The sequence below is a fragment of the uncultured Amphritea sp. genome (assembly GCF_937127095.1).
GTDB lineage: Bacteria > Pseudomonadota > Gammaproteobacteria > Pseudomonadales > Balneatricaceae > Amphritea.
The window spans coordinates 21,834-37,173 of record NZ_CAKZLP010000030.1; the positions used below are offsets into that span (position 1 = coordinate 21,834).

Consider the following 15,340-nt stretch of genomic DNA (forward strand, 5'->3'; position numbering starts at 1 on the left):
AATCAGTACTCAAACCGTTTACGGTATTCCGCTATAAGAATCACTTCGCTATCACCTGTTGCGCCGGTATTTCGACTTAGCTGACGAAACAACGCAGTGCTGCCACCCGTGGCATATGCACCTGTCACTTTTTTGTTATCCAGATCAAAGTCGGTTAACTCCAGGGAAACTCTTGGCTGTGTATGTAGCTTGCTTGGAATAGAGGCATGAGCGTCAAAAAAAGTGACTTGCTTTGCCCTACTCTCCCAACCACTAACCAGACTGGCATCCTCCAGCTGCTTTTTTAGCTTCGAAGAGGTTCTGCCATCAAATACAAACTCACTACTGCTGGCACTCCAGTCATCATAGAGAATCAAATCGGGCAGCGCGGTCTGCTTTGACAACCAGTCTTCTGAGTAGAGCAACACCGTTTCTGTTGCTTCAAAGGCGATGGTCTCATCCTGCATATTGGCCGCCATCCGCGACTGTAAAACATTACTTTGCAGTGCGGTGGACGCCATCATTGCCATCACTAATAGCAAAATAAGTGCAACCACCAGGGTTGCGCCTCGTTGATAACCTGTATAACGCTTAGTGTTTCTATTCATCAGCTACCCTCACTCACGACCAACGCATTTCTTAACAACGCGGTCGCCGTAAACACCTGATAAAGACGCCGGTCAGATGTATCTACCGTATTAAAGGGGGCGATCAACTGCTGTGCCTGCTCAGTCACTCCCGTTCCGGAGCTACTCATCAAGAGATAGAATCGGGCACTGATCACATCGTCCCAGTCAGCGGCCGTCATAGCGGTCAGCTTTTCGTAACTATCGACAAGCTTATCCCCATCGCTATCAACCCCGTACTCAATAATCAGCCCGGCCACGCCTTCAACCAGAGCATCCTTATTGTGATACAACGAAGGGCGCACCCCATCTGTCGAGCCGATATAATAAGCAACCCCATCATCTCCCTTTGGGCCTGAAGGACCATCGGGATCGAGACCTGGAAGATAGACTATATCGCTCAGTACGTTTGCCTCTGCGATGACCAGATCTGACCAGTTGGTTTCAAAGTCACTGATATCAGCAGCACTATTTTTAACTCCAAGAATTATCTGACTGCCCGTTACATCTATCCCACTCTGGCGAAGGTCTTTTAACAGAATACGCATGGCAAACCGCCCGTTTTCCTGCACTTCGGACATCGCATCCTGTATCTGATAAGTGCGCGCAGACGCGACATAGGCTGCCAACATTGCAGAGGTCAGCAACAAACCGATCACCGATGCGATCATCAGCTCTATCAGCGAAAAGCCGGACTGATTGTTGCGCGGATAACGAAGAGGTTTCATAACAGGTCCATCTCATGGACGTAACTGGCGGCGGGTTTGCCGTCGGCGCCGCCCCAGCTTACCGTGATACTTACCAACTGATTATTCCGGGTGATCACGGCATCCCCTTTAGGAAGGCTTAGCTCTACCCAGCCCAACCAGACATAAAGGTCGTTATACGCGAGTTTTTTATCAGCAGGTGTAGCAGCGGGGGTTGCGAAGTCAGTCGAGGCGTCACTTTTGGCTAGCTGATAGCGATCATTCAGCGCCGCTTGCTTGTTCAGACGCATCCTGTCAGCCATATCACTGGCCATCGCGATCGCCTGAGTGCGCAAATAAGCGCTTTGATTTTGTTCCAGACCACGGGCCTGCATCATCATCATGCCTGACAGACCGATAGCCACAAGCACCAGAGTGACCAGCACTTCGATAAGGGAGGACCCCTGCGAAAATCTATAAAGATGAGGATACGGTCTGATTAAATCTGACCGGGTAGAGGCCTTACAAAAGGGGAATACGCTCTGTCCCTGAGTATACATACCAACATCCATGTTGATTATTGAAGAGAAATTTTTTGCGCCGAACAGGCAGTATACTAGCCAAGGCTAGTAAATTTTTCCAGACCTATTGCGCCACTTCATTCTATAAAACGTGATCTGACACAGGAAGCAGTGAATGAGTGACGCACCAACCTGGTTAAACGTTTATTCAACCGAGAGAATCTTAACCTCAAATTTAAGATTCTTTCCCGCCAGTGGATGGTTAAAATCCACCGTGACCATTTTTTCATCAAATCCAGCGACAATACCCGGCAACTCACCATTGGCCGCATCGGCAAATGACACGACCAGTCCCGGTTCCAGCGTCATATCACCGAACTGACTGCGCGGCAGACGCTGCATATTGTTAGGGTTTGACATACCAAAGCCATGCTCAGGAAGAATATCAATCACCGCTTCATCACCGGCCTGCATTCCCAACAGAGATTTCTCAAAACCTTCAAGCAACTGACCATCACCAACAATAAAGGTGGCTGGGCTGCCTTCAAAGTTGGAATCAACTACCTGCCCATCCGCAAGCTTGATAGCGAAATGCAGAGTTACTTTAGCATCTGGAGCAACTATCTGTGATACAGCCTCTGATGACGAATTTTGTAACGTATGTTCTGACATAAGTACAAACCTTTATTTAGATTTCTTCTTGGTTTCACTGAACCATAGCATATCAATAATCAGCATGCCTGCCCCGATGGTGATCGCCGTATCCGCCAGATTAAACGCAGGAAAGTAATATCCGTTGTAATGCAAAGAGATAAAATCGATCACATACCCCTGCACGACCCGATCATACAAATTTCCTAACGCACCACCGAGCACCAGCGCCAGACCCGCGCCCAGCCAGCGTTGCTGATAGGGAGTACGGGCCATCCACACCAATAGGACGATACTAACAACCATCGCAATCAAGGCAAAAAACCAGCGTTGCCAGCCCCCCGCCTGGGCGAGAAAGCTGAATGCGGCCCCGGTATTGTGCAGCAGCGTCAGATCAAACACCGGCAACTGAGGATGGGGGATGCCATAGGGTAACAACGTGCTGGCCTGATACTTGGTAAACAGATCCAGCACGATAACCACAACGACCAACCAGAGCCAGGCCAATGCTGTGCGCGACTTAACCATCGGGTCAGCCTTAAGCAAAGCTACGCTGCTCACCGTCACCGGCAACGTTGTCAACACAACGATCACACAGCTCTTCATGTTCCGGCGTGTTGCCCACATCTTCACGGTGGTGCCAGCAACGGCCACACTTCGCCTGTTCACTCTTAACCACGCTGATACTCAAACCTTCCAGCTCGGTAGCAACAGCATTAACCGCTTCATCAGCCGAACGCACGGCCGCCTTAGAGGTGATCAGTACGAAGCGCAGTTCATCCGCCAGCTTTTCCAGCTGCGTCTTCAGTTCAGGCGCACAGAACAAGGTGACTTCAGCTTCCAGGCTGCCGCCGATATGGCCAGCATTTCGCTGATTTTCCAGCTCTTTGTTAACCGCCGTTTTAACCGCCAGCACCTGCTGCCAGTAGTTACGCCCTAGCTCCTCAGATGCATCAAGCAACGCCAGATCGGTATACCATGTGCTCAGCTGTACTGATTCAGCGCGCTCGCCGGGCAGCTCACTCCAGATCTCATCGGCAGTAAAGCTGAGGATCGGCGCGATCCAGCGCACCATCGCTTCAACGATGTGATACAGGGCAGTCTGACAGGAGCGACGGGCAACCGAATCTGACTTAGCGGTGTACTGACGATCTTTAATAATATCCAGATAGAAACCACCCAGATCCAGCGAACAGAAATGGGACACTTTCTGATAAACCTGCAGCATCTGGTATTGATCATAATGACCCGCCAACTCTTCCTGCAGACGGGCAGCACGATCGACCGCCCAGCGATCCAGCGCCACCATATCAGCCGGTGCCACCATATCGGTTTGCGGATTAAAGCCTTCCAGGTTAGCCAGCAGGAAGCGCGCGGTATTTCGGATTCGACGGTATGCATCCGCGGTACGCTTCAGGATCTCATCAGAGACGGTCATCTCTGAACTGAAGTCAGTGGATGCCACCCACAAACGCAAAATATCAGCGCCGTACTTATTCATTACCTCTTGCGGAGAAACCACGTTGCCCACGGATTTGGACATCTTCCGGCCATCACCATCGACGGTAAAACCATGGGTCAGCACCTGCTTGTAAGGCGCACACCCTTTGATGGCGATACTGGTTTTCAGCGAGGACTGGAACCAGCCACGGTGCTGGTCAGAGCCTTCCAGATACATATCTGCCGGGAATTGCAAACCCTCTCGCTGGTCCAGCACGGAATAATGGGTCACGCCGGAATCAAACCAGACATCCAGGGTATCCAGCACTTTTTCATACTGATCCGCAGCATCGCCGAGCAACTCAGTGGCATTCAGATCAAACCAGGCATCGATGCCGGTTTTCTCCACGCGCAGCGCAACTTCTTCGATCAGCCGAGGGGTTTCCGGATGCAGTTCAGCGGTGATCTTATTGACAAACAATGCGATCGGCACACCCCAGGTACGCTGACGGGACACACACCAGTCAGGGCTCTGTTCAACCATTGACTCGATACGGTTCTGGCCCCAGCCGGGGAACCACTCAACCTGTTTAATCGCAGCCAGTGCGTCTTTTTTCAGCCCTTTCTCTTCCATGCTGATAAACCACTGTGGCGTGGCACGGTAGATCAATGGGGTTTTAGTACGCCAGCAATGGGGATAACTGTGGCTGAAGTGTTTTTTCAACACCAGACGGTCATTCGCTTCCAGCGCAGCAACAATGGCATCTTCTACCTTGTAGACATGCTGACCGGCAAACTCTCCGGCATTCTCAGTGTAAACACCATCAGGCCCAACGAGGTTCAGTGTGCCGATACCGTAAACACGGCCGACGTTAAAGTCTTCCACACCATGATCCGGTGCGGTATGCACAGCACCGGTACCCGCTTCAACGGTAACATGGTCGCCGAGAATAACCGGAACATGTTTGTCATAGAACGGATGTTGCAGCTGCTGGTGTTCCAGCGCCTCGCCCTTACAACGACCGACAATTTTGTACTCTTCGATGCCATAGCGCTGCAACGCATCTTCAACCAGCGCCTCAACAATCAACAGTCGCTCGCCACCCACCTGCACCAGCACATAGTCCAGCTCAGCATTCAGGGATACCGCCTGGTTGGCAGGCAGCGTCCAGGGGGTTGTTGTCCAGATAACGACGGAGGCTTCACCCTCACCGGAGAGATCGGTAAAGCAGCTGAGGAAGGCATCCTGGTTAACCGGCGCAAAACGCACATCAATCGCTAGCGAGGTTTTATCCTGATATTCGACTTCCGCTTCAGCCAGCGCAGAGCTACCGACAACACTCCAGTAAACCGGCTTATAGCCTTTTACCAGATGGCCGTTTTCAGCGATTTTACCCAGCGCACGGATGATATTGGCTTCGGTTTCGAAGTTCATGGTCAGATAGGGATTATCCCAGTCGCCCAACACGCCAAGACGGATAAAGTCTTTTTTCTGACCATCCACCTGACGGGCAGCATACTCGCGGCATTTCTTACGAAAATCGCCGTAAGATACCTTCACTCCAGCTTTGCCGATCTTCTTCTCAACATTGTGCTCTATCGGCAGACCATGACAATCCCAGCCCGGCACATACGGGGCATCAAAGCCTGCCATGGTGCGGGACTTAACGATAATATCCTTAAGAATCTTATTCACTGCATGGCCGATATGAATATCACCATTCGCATAGGGAGGGCCATCGTGCAGAATAAATTTCTTACGACCTGCGCTGACTTCACGAATCTTCTGGTAGAGATCCATCTTCTGCCACTGTTTCAGCATCTGAGGCTCTTTCTGAGCCAGATTGCCGCGCATCGGGAACCTAGTATTCGGTAAGTTCAGGGTCGGTTTATAATCGGTCATTGTCGTATCGCTTCTGGATCGTCTAATTTGGCCCTGCTTACAAGGCACCTGTCAGAAAATAGTTCCTGACCTGTTTAATATCGGTTTCTATCTGTTGCTTCAGCTTTTCCAGCCCTTCAAACTTTTTTTCCGGACGGATAAAGGCCTTAAATTCCACACTCAGCAACTGGCCATAAAGGTCACTGTCCAGATCGAACAGATGCGCCTCCAGCACTGGTTGCTTACCATTCACGGTTGGGCGCATCCCCACATTGGCTATGCCTTGCGCTGACAGGTTTTTACCCGTCACCGTCACCGCATAAACACCGTTCAGCGGACAGTGAAAACGGTGCATTCGTACATTCGCGGTCGGCACGCCAATCGTGCGCCCAATCTGCTGACCATGCATTATACGGCCAGTCACTTTATAGGGCCGTCCCAGCAACCGTTCAGCCAGCAACAAATCATTGTTCTGTAATGCGGCTCTGATCCGGGTGCTACTCACCCGTTCGCCATCCACATCAAAGGTTTCGGTGTTTACAACACTGAAACCATAACGTTCGCCGCTCTGCCGCAGCATGTTGTAATCGCCACTGCGATCACAACCAAAACGAAAGTCATCACCAACCACAAAGTGCCGTACGGCCAAGCCTTTCAACAACAGCTCATCAACAAACTGATCGGCACTCATGGTGCGCAACCGTTCATTGAATGTCAGGCAGAGCACCCGGTCGACGCCATTGGCCTTCAGCAAGCGAACCTTTTCATCAAAACGGGTTAACCGTGGCGGCGCCTGGGTGCCGGAAAAAAACTCGCGCGGTTGAGGCTCAAAAATAATCACGACAGCCGGCAGCCCCAGCTCTTTACCCTTACGCAGAACCTGAGCTAATACCTGTTGATGCCCAAGATGCACGCCATCAAAGTTGCCGATCGTTGCAACACAGCCTTTATGCTTGTCACGCAGATTATGCAGACCCCGAATTAGCTCCATGTCACCCCAGTCTCATCAACAAATAAAAATAAGCGCGAAATTATACCCCAGTTACGGCGATATTCGCCATCGGTCAGCATCGATATAGGCCGATTAATGGCGCAGATCCCGCAGCCGCATCCCCATGACCAGCAACACCAGCAGGTAGATAATCACACCGCCGCCTACCAGAATACCCATCTGAGTTATCCGCTGCCACATATCAAAGCCCAGCCATTGTTCAGGACTTCCCGCAATCATGAGCAGAAAAGCGATCATCGCCATGTTAGCCAAGCCAACCCGCAACAGCCACTTAGGCCAGCCGGATTGCCAGCTGAACACCCCCTCTTTCAGCAGACCACGAAGCAACAGACCGGCATTCAGAAATGCTGACAGGGTCGTTGCCAGTGCTAGCCCGGCATGCGCCATAGGCCAGATCAGCATCAGGTTGAGCACCATATTCACCACCATGGCAACAATACCGATCTTAACCGGCGTTTTGGTATCCTGACGGGAGAAATACCCTGGCGCCAGCACTTTAATCAGCATAAAGGCAACCAGGCCACAAGCATAGGCCCGCAGGCTCATCGCCGCCATGGCCACATCCCGGTCAGTCATCTCACCATAATGAAACAGTGTCGCCAGCAATGGTTCAGCCAACACCAGCAGTGCCATGGCCGCAGGCAGACCGATCAGCAGCACCATCCGCATCGCCCAATCCAGCGTCCGGGAAAAATGCTCGGTACTTTTCTCCGCATGTCTGCGCGACAGACTGGGTAGAATAACCGTCGCAATAGCAATACCAAACACCCCTAGCGGCAACTCAGCCAGGCGATCCGAATAGTACAACCAGGAAACACTACCGGTCTGTAAAAATGAGGCCAGCAGAGTATCCAGCAACAGGTTTATCTGACTCACCGACACCCCAAACAGCGCAGGTAGCATTAGTTTCAGTATCCGCTTAACCCCTTCATCCTGGAACCCAAGAACAGGTTTAGGCAATAACTGAATGCGCCAGAGAAACGGCAACTGAAACAGCAACTGCACAGAACCGGCGATCAACACCCCAAACGCCAGCGCCATCACCGGCTGTTCAAACAGCGGCTGCATCCAGATAGCCGCACCGATCAGCGACAGATTCAGCAGTACCGGGGTAAACGCGGGCACTGCAAAACGCTCATAACTATTGAGAATACTGCCGGCCAGCGCGGTCAGCGATATCAGCAGCAGATAGGGAAAGGTATAGCGCAGCATCTCCACCGCCAGTCCATAACGCAGCGGGTCATGCAGATAGAAACCGGGGGCAAAGATAGCCGCCAGCACCGGGGCACCCAATACGCCTAGTAACGTCACCACAATCAACACCAGCCCCAGACTACCGGCCACCCGATCAACCAGCTGTTTTACTGCAGCAAGATCTTTAAGGCTGCGGTATTCCGACAACACCGGCACAAACGCCTGGGAAAAGGCGCCCTCAGCAAACAAGCGGCGTAGAAAGTTAGGAATTTTAAAGGCGACAAAAAACGCATCAGCACTGCTGCCAGCACCAAAATAGTTGGCCACCACAACATCCCGAACCAACCCCAGCACCCGGGAAAACATCGTCATCAACCCAACCAACGCACTGGAACGCAACAAACCGCGCGCTTTTGGATGGTTCTCTGGCGGCTGAGTGTTATCAGGGTCCGGGCTATTGGGCTGAGCGCCTTCCGGAGATGTTTCTGTTCTGCTCAATGATCGCTTTCCTGCCAGCCAAAATAGATTGCTGCTGATAATACCGATTAACCTGCTAAAATGCTTGCTCAAAGCGCAATAAAGCCGCCCGACTTACGTGGCTTTTTCATAATTAGCTGTTGACACTTGCAGCACAAACATGAATAATCTCGCGTCTTAATTTTCGATGTCCAGAAGTTTAAAAATGAACCCCGGGGCATCTCAATATCGATTAATTTATATCGATCAACATCCTAACTGTTTAGAGGAGTCGGATTGTGGCAAATTCCGCAGGATCCCGTAAACGCGCTCGCCAAGCCGAGAAGCGCCGTCAAAATAACGCGAGTCTGCGTTCCATGGTTCGCACTTACGTTAAAAAAGTAGTGACAGCTATCGAAGCAGGCGACCATGCAGCAGCAAACGCAGCATTCGTTACCGCTCAGCCAATTATGGACAGCGCTGTAACTAAAGGCATTTTCAACAAGAACCAGGTAGCTCGCAAGAAAAGCCGCCTGAATGCCTCTATCAAAAAGCTGGCTGCATAATCTCCCCGAGATGCAACCTGCAATAAAAAAACCGGCCATGGCCGGTTTTTTTTTGTTTCTGCATTACTCATTTAAAGAAAACAACTCAGGCTAAAACCAGATTATCCCGGTGCACCAGCTCCTGCTCACCGACAAATCCAAGCACCGCTTCTATATGTGAGCTTGGACGACCAATTATTTTCTGCGCATCCTCAACTCCGTAATTGACCAGACCCCGACCAATCACCCGGCCATGCTCATCAGAGATCACCACCATCTCACCACGGGAAAACGATCCGGTAACCGCTCGCACCCCTGCCGGCAAAAGACTCTTGCCGCGCTCAACCAGCGCTGTCACAGCCCCTGCATCCAGCGTCAGGGTACCCCGCGCCTGCAGATGCCCGGCAATCCATTGCTTACGCGCAGCCATTGGCAGCTGCTCAGGCACCAGCACGGTACCGAGATCTTCAGCACGACGCAGCTTCAGCAGTACATCGTCTTCGCGACCACTGGCAATCACTGTAATCGCACCGGAACGGGCAGCCAGCTTCGCTGCCCGCACTTTAGTCGCCATACCGCCCTGACCCAACCGACCGCCACCGCCCGCCATTGCCTCCAGCGAACGATCATCCGCCATCGCTTCAGATATGAGGGTTGCATCAGGATTCGAGCGCGGATCAGCGGTATACAAGCCACTCTGATCAGTCAGCAGAATCAACGCATCCGCCTCAACCAGATTCGCCACCAGAGCCCCCAGGGTATCATTATCCCCAAAACGGATCTCTTTGGTGACCACCGTATCATTCTCATTCACTACCGGCACCACACCCACCGACAGCAATGTCTTCAGGGTCGCCTGAGCATTAAGGTAACGTTTACGATTTGAGTGATCCTCATGGGTTAAGAGGATCTGAGCCGTGAGGGCGTTATGCCGCTTAAAGTTGGTTTCGTAAGCCTGCACCAGGCCCATCTGCCCAACCGCCGCCGCAGCTTGCAACTTATAGACCTCATGAGGACGCTCTTTCCAGCCCAGACGGACAATCCCTTCCGCTATTGAACCGGAGGACACCAACACAATCTCAACGCCTTCGCGGCGCAGCTGAGCCAGCTGATCAACCCAGCGACCAATAGCCGCCAGATCCAGCCCCTCACCATCATTTGTAAGTAACGCACTGCCAATCTTAACAACCCACCGCCGGGATGTTTTCAGTCTATTACGCGCTTGACTCACTGACCATTACTCTCTTGAAAGACCCACTCCAACCTGAGCTTCACGATCAACCCAGGCAACCTGGACAGGTTTTAATTTTTCACATATTCGACTTCAACGTCGTAATCATCATCGTCAAAGTCATCAAAATCATCATCGCCACGGCGCTTAGCACGAATCTCATCACGCATCTGCTCAATCCGCTCACGACCTTCACGATCAATTGCGCGACGCACCTGCAGCTCAGCTTCAACCAACTCAGGATCTTCCACTAACTGCAGCGCCAGCTGATCAAGCATCACCTGGATATCCTGCACCAACTGCTGAGTACCCATTTTATTGATAGCCGAAATACGATAAACAGGGCCTTCCCAGCCCAGCGCATCAACCACTGCCTGACAGCGCTCTTCCTGCTCCTCTTCAGGAACCATATCCAGCTTATTCAGCACCAGCCAGCGAGGCTGCGCTGCCAGCGTCGGACTAAACTTTTCCAGCTCTCTGACAATAACCTGAGCAGCCGCTGGCGGAGTCACATCATCCCAAGGTGCCATATCAACAAGATGCAGCAAAATACGGTTACGCGCCAGATGCTTAAGAAACTGAATACCCAGCCCGGCACCCTCGGCAGCACCCTCGATAATGCCGGGAATATCAGCAATCACAAAGCTCTTATGCTTCTCGGTACTCACCACACCCAGGTTTGGCACCAGCGTGGTAAAGGGATAATCAGCCACTTTCGGTGTTGCCGCAGAGACTGAACGGATAAAGGTCGATTTACCCGCATTCGGTAAACCCAGCAAACCCACATCCGCCAGCACTTTCAGTTCCAGCTTGACGTTGCGGGTCTCACCCAGGCTACCATTAGTGGTCTGGCGAGGCGCACGGTTCACACTGCTTTTAAAACGGGTATTGCCCAGACCATGAAAGCCACCCTGGGCGATTTTCTCAATCTGGCCGATTTTAGTCATATCCGCCAGTACTTCATCGGTATCGATATCGACTACAGTGGTGCCTACCGGCACCTTCATAATCAGATCATCACCTTTAGCACCGGTACAGCCGCGACTCTGGCCACCCTTACCATTCTGGGCGTTATAACGAGGCTGGAAGCGATAGTCTATCAGCGTATTCAGCGACTCATCTGCTTCTACATAAACAGATCCGCCATCACCGCCATCACCACCATCAGGACCACCTTTAGCGATAAATTTTTCGCGGCGAAAGCTCATACAGCCATTGCCACCCTTACCTGCTTCGATCGTAATCGTCGCTTCATCTACAAACTTCATTTTACACCCCCAGTCATACTGGTATTCTGTGCACACACTCGCCAATAAACTGGCTGTTGATAACGCCCGCCCTGCAGACCCTTTCAACAACTAGCTCAATCAGCCATCAGAAACAAAAAAAGCCCCGCAACCGCGGAGCTTTTTTAATACAAAAGCCGGATTAAACGGTTTCTACAGTAATGTATTTACGTTTTTGCGGGCCTTTAACGATAAACTTAACAACGCCGTCTGCAGTTGCAAACAGAGTATGGTCTTTACCCATACCTACGTTTACACCAGCGTGGAACTTAGTGCCGCGCTGACGAATAAGAATGTTACCTGCTGTTACTACCTGACCACCGAAACGCTTAACACCTAAGCGTTTCGACTCGGAATCACGACCGTTACGGGTACTACCTGCCGCCTTCTTATGAGCCATTTGTCACTCTCCTATCTTAGGCACTAATGCCAGTGATTTTTACTTCAGTGAAGTGCTGACGGTGACCCATCTGCTTCATGTGGTGCTTACGACGCTTGAACTTCATGATATGAACTTTCTTAGCGCGACCATGGCTTACAACCTCAGCTGTAACCTTAGCACCTTCAACTACTGGTGCACCGATTTTAACATCGTCACCGTTAGCAACCAACAGAACACGGTCAAACTCAACATTAGAACCAGCTTCTACAGCCAGCTTTTCCAGTTTCAGCGTAAAGCCTTCCTGAACTCGGTATTGCTTACCGCCGCTCACAATTACTGCGTACATTTTAATCTCCAATTTACAACCCGCCCTGCTACTAATAACACGCCTACGTCTAATGGAAATTATCAACCATATAATAGGGAGCGAATTTGGATGGGTTAGGGCGCGAGATTATATAGAAACATAAGAGACGACTCAAGCATAAATATAGATAATAACCTGACATTCTTGACACCCGGATACGCACCCCCTAGCATGCGGCAATACAAATTTCAGAGTCTGGTAACAGTTCCCATGCTGCCACATCAGTTAAATCCAGTTATTGAGCCGCAGTTCGAAGCGGTAAACGATTATATAATCAACAACTTACACTCAGGCGTACCTCTCGTTGAGAAGATAGGACACTACATCGTAGAGAGTGGCGGCAAGCGGATCAGACCCCTGCTGGTGCTATTGGCCGCCAATGCGGCGGGCTATCAGGGTGACCAGCACATCCACCTTGCGGCGGTCATCGAGTTTATCCACACTGCGACACTGCTGCACGATGACGTCGTGGACAACTCAGAACTGCGCCGTGGCAATGATACAGCTAACGCTAAATGGGGCAACGCCCCCAGCGTTCTGGTAGGCGACTTTCTCTACTCCCGCTCATTCCAGATCATGGTTGAGATCAATAAGATGGAGATCATGGCGGTTATCTCCAACGCCACCACCATCATTGCTGAGGGTGAAGTACTGCAACTACTGAATGCCCGCAATCCGGACACCACCGAAGAATCTTATATGCAGGTGATTCTGGGTAAAACTGCCATGCTCTTTGAAGCTGCCACCGAGACCGGTGCAATTCTGGCCGGCACGGATAAAACCCAGCAAGAAGCGCTACGCCTCTATGGCCGCCATATCGGCATCGCTTTTCAGATCATCGACGATGTGATGGATTACCTCAGCAGTGCTGAAGAGATGGGTAAAAATGTCGGCGACGATCTGGCTGAAGGCAAAGCAACACTGCCACTGATCCACGCCATGCGCGAAGGCAGCGATGAGCAGCGCAAGCTGATCCGTCAGGCGATCCGTAAAGGCGGCCTCGATGATCTGCAACCGATCATGGAGATCGTCCACGCTACCGGCTCAATAGATTATGCCCGCGACATCGCTTGCGCCGAAGCGGACAAAGCGATTCAAGCACTGGACACCCTGCCGGACAGCTCATTCAAACAGACCATGATTCAGCTGGCAGACCTCGCGGTTAAGCGGAGCAGTTAAGGGCAGTGGCTAGAACGTCACAAAAAACGTGACTTGCTAGTTGTTAGAAAAACCCTTCTTAATGGGCTTTGATAAAAACGTGGATAGTAAGTGAGGATGGTCGCTCTTTATTCTTATAACTTACAAGCAGCCTGATAGCTGCTTTAAGTTTGATTTTTCTAGCAAGCGAAGCGTCTAGCTAGAACGTCACAAAAAACGTTACTGGCTAGTTGTTAGAAAACCCCTTCTTAACAAGCTCTAATGATAACGTGCATAGTAAGTGGGCACGGCTGATTTGCTCTTATAACTCAAAGCAGCCTGATAGCTGCTTTAAGTTTGATTTTTCTAGCAAGCGAAGCGTCTAGCTAGATCGTCGCAAAAGGCGCGACTGGCTAGTTGTCAGAAAAACCCTTCTTAACAAGCTCTAATGATAACGTGCATAGTAAGTGGGCACCGCTGATTTGCTCTTATAACTCAAAGCAGCCTGATAGCTGCTTTGAGTTTGATTTTTCTAGCAAGCGAAGCGTCTAGCTAGTCACGTTTTTTGTGACGATCTAGCCACTATATCCTATCCCTCAAGATATAAACCGTCTCCACCTCCGCACGCCCTCCCCGACCGGCACCCCGCTCCGCCGATAGTTCTTCAATCTCAAACCGTTCGCTATAAAGCGACCGGACTTCATCTTCTGTTACCGAAAAGGGCGGGCCTTCAACATCATCGAACTCAAGGGTTATCAACAACATGCCAACGCCTGCGGGAAGCTTTTCAATCAGTGTCCCTGCATAACGCTTACGCATCGGTTCAGGAAAGGCGATCAGTGCGGCGCGATCATACACCCAGGCGATCGACTCAAACTCTTCAGCTGGCAGCGCAAAAAAATCTCCGCAAAATAGCCGTAGTCCGTCCTTATGACGCACGACAAACTCACCCACCTGCTGCGCTTCAACCGCTACCGATTGTTCAGACCAGAACGCTTCGCATGCCAGCGGGTTCAACTCAACGCCGGCGACTTCATGCCCCTGCTCTCGTAACCAGAGCATATCCAGACTTTTACCACACAGGGGCACCAGCACCCGCCCCTCACCAGAGCCTTGCAACTGAGACCAGTGACGCTGCAGTAAAGGGTTAACCTGCTGCTGATGAAAACCTATCCGGCCACTACGCCAGCGCTCATGCCAAAACTCACTGTGCATCTTCTTTGAAACCCCTGAAAAACGACCTTAACCGCTCTATTTTTAGTTTTTGGTGATACAGGTCGTGATCCCAGCCCACTAACCCGGTATAATCCCCCGATATTTTGACTTAAAAAAAAGTGGATATACAGCTCAGATGACAAAACCTTCCTCATTCAATCGAGAAGAACTTCTTCAGTGTGGTCACGGCGAAATGTTCGGCGAAGGCAACGCACGACTGCCTGTCGGTAACATGCTGATGATGGACCGCGTCACAATGATCACCGGTGAAGGTGGCAAATATGGCAAAGGCTATATCGAAGCGGAGCTGGATATCCATCCTGACCTCTGGTTCTTTGACTGCCACTTCCCAACCGACCCGGTTATGCCTGGCTGCTTAGGCCTGGATGCTATGTGGCAAATCGTTGGCTTCTTCCTTGGCTGGCGCGGCAATAAAGGGCGCGGACGTGCACTCGGATGTGGTGAAGTGAAATTTACCGGGCAGATTTTACCTACCGCTAAAAAAGTGACCTACCGTATCGATCTGTCACGGGTTATCGAGCGTAAACTGGTTATGGGCATCGCCGATGGCTCCGTTTCTGTCGATGGCCGCGAGATCTACACTGCAAAAGATCTGCGTGTTGGCCTGTTCGTATCTACCGATAGCTTCTAATCTTATAAGTCTGGATACAGGCTTTAGCTCGGCTGTAGATCTATAATTACAATGTTTTTACTGAATAAAAGAGGCATC

General features: G+C 51.1%; 16 protein-coding genes. 3 read left to right on the forward strand and 13 right to left on the reverse strand.

The window, feature by feature from the left end:
* Positions 1-2 precede the first annotated feature (2 nt).
* The 8 genes from Q0499_RS07205 to murJ all read right to left on the reverse strand — a co-directional run bounded on the left by Q0499_RS07205 (position 3) and on the right by murJ (position 8,390).
* Positions 3-587 carry a PilX N-terminal domain-containing pilus assembly protein gene (locus tag Q0499_RS07205; RefSeq protein ID WP_299197740.1) on the reverse strand — a complete coding sequence of 195 codons (585 nt, stop codon included), beginning with the start codon at positions 585-587 and terminating at the stop codon, positions 3-5.
* Positions 587-1,333: a PilW family protein gene (locus Q0499_RS07210; protein WP_299197742.1), complete on the reverse strand. Its 747-nt coding sequence runs from the start codon at positions 1,331-1,333 to the stop codon at positions 587-589. Before Q0499_RS07210 ends, Q0499_RS07205 begins: the two co-directional genes overlap by 1 nt.
* Complete coding sequence (pilV, locus tag Q0499_RS07215; protein WP_363317779.1) at positions 1,330-1,863, reverse strand: type IV pilus modification protein PilV; 534 nt, start codon at positions 1,861-1,863, stop codon at positions 1,330-1,332. Before pilV ends, Q0499_RS07210 begins: the two co-directional genes overlap by 4 nt.
* A 153-nt stretch (positions 1,864-2,016) precedes the next feature.
* Positions 2,017-2,484: a peptidylprolyl isomerase gene (locus Q0499_RS07220; RefSeq protein ID WP_299197746.1), complete on the reverse strand. Its 468-nt coding sequence runs from the start codon at positions 2,482-2,484 to the stop codon at positions 2,017-2,019.
* A 12-nt stretch (positions 2,485-2,496) separates the two neighbouring features.
* On the reverse strand, positions 2,497-2,991 hold the full coding sequence (gene lspA, locus Q0499_RS07225) for a signal peptidase II (RefSeq protein WP_299197748.1): 495 nt from the start codon (positions 2,989-2,991) through the stop codon (positions 2,497-2,499).
* A gap of 10 nt (positions 2,992-3,001) precedes the next feature.
* Positions 3,002-5,806, reverse strand: coding sequence for an isoleucine--tRNA ligase (gene ileS, locus Q0499_RS07230; RefSeq protein WP_299197750.1), 2,805 nt, complete (start codon positions 5,804-5,806; stop codon positions 3,002-3,004).
* A gap of 37 nt (positions 5,807-5,843) precedes the next feature.
* On the reverse strand, positions 5,844-6,776 hold the full coding sequence (gene ribF, locus Q0499_RS07235; RefSeq protein WP_299197753.1) for a bifunctional riboflavin kinase/FAD synthetase: 933 nt from the start codon (positions 6,774-6,776) through the stop codon (positions 5,844-5,846).
* Between the two features lie 93 nt (positions 6,777-6,869).
* Positions 6,870-8,390: a murein biosynthesis integral membrane protein MurJ gene (gene murJ, locus Q0499_RS07240; RefSeq protein ID WP_299197801.1), complete on the reverse strand. Its 1,521-nt coding sequence runs from the start codon at positions 8,388-8,390 to the stop codon at positions 6,870-6,872.
* A gap of 356 nt (positions 8,391-8,746) precedes the next feature.
* Between murJ and rpsT the strand changes: the two genes are divergently transcribed.
* Complete coding sequence (gene rpsT / locus Q0499_RS07245; RefSeq protein WP_299197755.1) at positions 8,747-9,013, forward strand: 30S ribosomal protein S20; 267 nt, start codon at positions 8,747-8,749, stop codon at positions 9,011-9,013.
* Between the two features lie 85 nt (positions 9,014-9,098).
* Here the strand turns inward: rpsT and proB are convergent, their stop codons facing one another.
* The 4 genes from proB to rplU form a co-directional block, all read right to left on the reverse strand.
* Complete coding sequence (gene proB / locus Q0499_RS07250) at positions 9,099-10,223, reverse strand: glutamate 5-kinase (protein WP_299197757.1); 1,125 nt, start codon at positions 10,221-10,223, stop codon at positions 9,099-9,101.
* A 71-nt stretch (positions 10,224-10,294) separates the two neighbouring features.
* Positions 10,295-11,491: an Obg family GTPase CgtA gene (cgtA, locus tag Q0499_RS07255; RefSeq protein ID WP_299197759.1), complete on the reverse strand. Its 1,197-nt coding sequence runs from the start codon at positions 11,489-11,491 to the stop codon at positions 10,295-10,297.
* Between the two features lie 160 nt (positions 11,492-11,651).
* Positions 11,652-11,909 (reverse strand): 50S ribosomal protein L27, encoded by a 258-nt coding sequence (gene rpmA, locus Q0499_RS07260; protein ID WP_299197761.1) that lies wholly within the window; start codon positions 11,907-11,909, stop codon positions 11,652-11,654.
* A gap of 16 nt (positions 11,910-11,925) precedes the next feature.
* Entirely contained in the window at positions 11,926-12,237 is a 312-nt protein-coding gene (gene rplU, locus Q0499_RS07265) for a 50S ribosomal protein L21 (protein WP_299197763.1), read from the reverse strand.
* Between the two features lie 231 nt (positions 12,238-12,468).
* Between rplU and ispB the strand changes: the two genes are divergently transcribed.
* Positions 12,469-13,437, forward strand: coding sequence for an octaprenyl diphosphate synthase (ispB, locus tag Q0499_RS07270; RefSeq protein WP_299197766.1), 969 nt, complete (start codon positions 12,469-12,471; stop codon positions 13,435-13,437).
* Between the two features lie 540 nt (positions 13,438-13,977).
* Here ispB and Q0499_RS07275 read toward each other — a convergent pair.
* The gene (locus Q0499_RS07275) at positions 13,978-14,610 is read right to left on the reverse strand and encodes a thiopurine S-methyltransferase (RefSeq protein ID WP_299197767.1); all 633 of its coding nucleotides are present in this window, start codon (positions 14,608-14,610) and stop codon (positions 13,978-13,980) included.
* Between the two features lie 136 nt (positions 14,611-14,746).
* Between Q0499_RS07275 and fabA the strand changes: the two genes are divergently transcribed.
* Positions 14,747-15,262, forward strand: coding sequence for a bifunctional 3-hydroxydecanoyl-ACP dehydratase/trans-2-decenoyl-ACP isomerase (fabA, locus tag Q0499_RS07280; protein ID WP_091361787.1), 516 nt, complete (start codon positions 14,747-14,749; stop codon positions 15,260-15,262).
* Positions 15,263-15,340 lie beyond the last annotated feature (78 nt).

Bases quoted from the DNA above. Each gene is read 5' to 3' on its own strand.
- Q0499_RS07205 (WP_299197740.1), bottom strand. From the start codon at position 587: ATGAATAGAAACACTAAGCGTTATACAGGTTATCAACGAGGCGCAACC.
- Q0499_RS07210 (WP_299197742.1), bottom strand. From the start codon at position 1,333: ATGAAACCTCTTCGTTATCCGCGCAACAATCAGTCCGGCTTTTCGCTG.
- pilV (WP_363317779.1), bottom strand. From the start codon at position 1,863: ATGGATGTTGGTATGTATACTCAGGGACAGAGCGTATTCCCCTTTTGT.
- Q0499_RS07220 (WP_299197746.1), bottom strand. From the start codon at position 2,484: ATGTCAGAACATACGTTACAAAATTCGTCATCAGAGGCTGTATCACAG.
- lspA (WP_299197748.1), bottom strand. From the start codon at position 2,991: ATGGTTAAGTCGCGCACAGCATTGGCCTGGCTCTGGTTGGTCGTTGTG.
- ileS (WP_299197750.1), bottom strand. From the start codon at position 5,806: ATGACCGATTATAAACCGACCCTGAACTTACCGAATACTAGGTTCCCG.
- ribF (WP_299197753.1), bottom strand. From the start codon at position 6,776: ATGGAGCTAATTCGGGGTCTGCATAATCTGCGTGACAAGCATAAAGGC.
- cgtA (WP_299197759.1), bottom strand. From the start codon at position 11,491: ATGAAGTTTGTAGATGAAGCGACGATTACGATCGAAGCAGGTAAGGGT.
- rpmA (WP_299197761.1), bottom strand. From the start codon at position 11,909: ATGGCTCATAAGAAGGCGGCAGGTAGTACCCGTAACGGTCGTGATTCC.
- rplU (WP_299197763.1), bottom strand. From the start codon at position 12,237: ATGTACGCAGTAATTGTGAGCGGCGGTAAGCAATACCGAGTTCAGGAA.
- ispB (WP_299197766.1), top strand. From the start codon at position 12,469: ATGCTGCCACATCAGTTAAATCCAGTTATTGAGCCGCAGTTCGAAGCG.
- Q0499_RS07275 (WP_299197767.1), bottom strand. From the start codon at position 14,610: ATGCACAGTGAGTTTTGGCATGAGCGCTGGCGTAGTGGCCGGATAGGT.
- fabA (WP_091361787.1), top strand. From the start codon at position 14,747: ATGACAAAACCTTCCTCATTCAATCGAGAAGAACTTCTTCAGTGTGGT.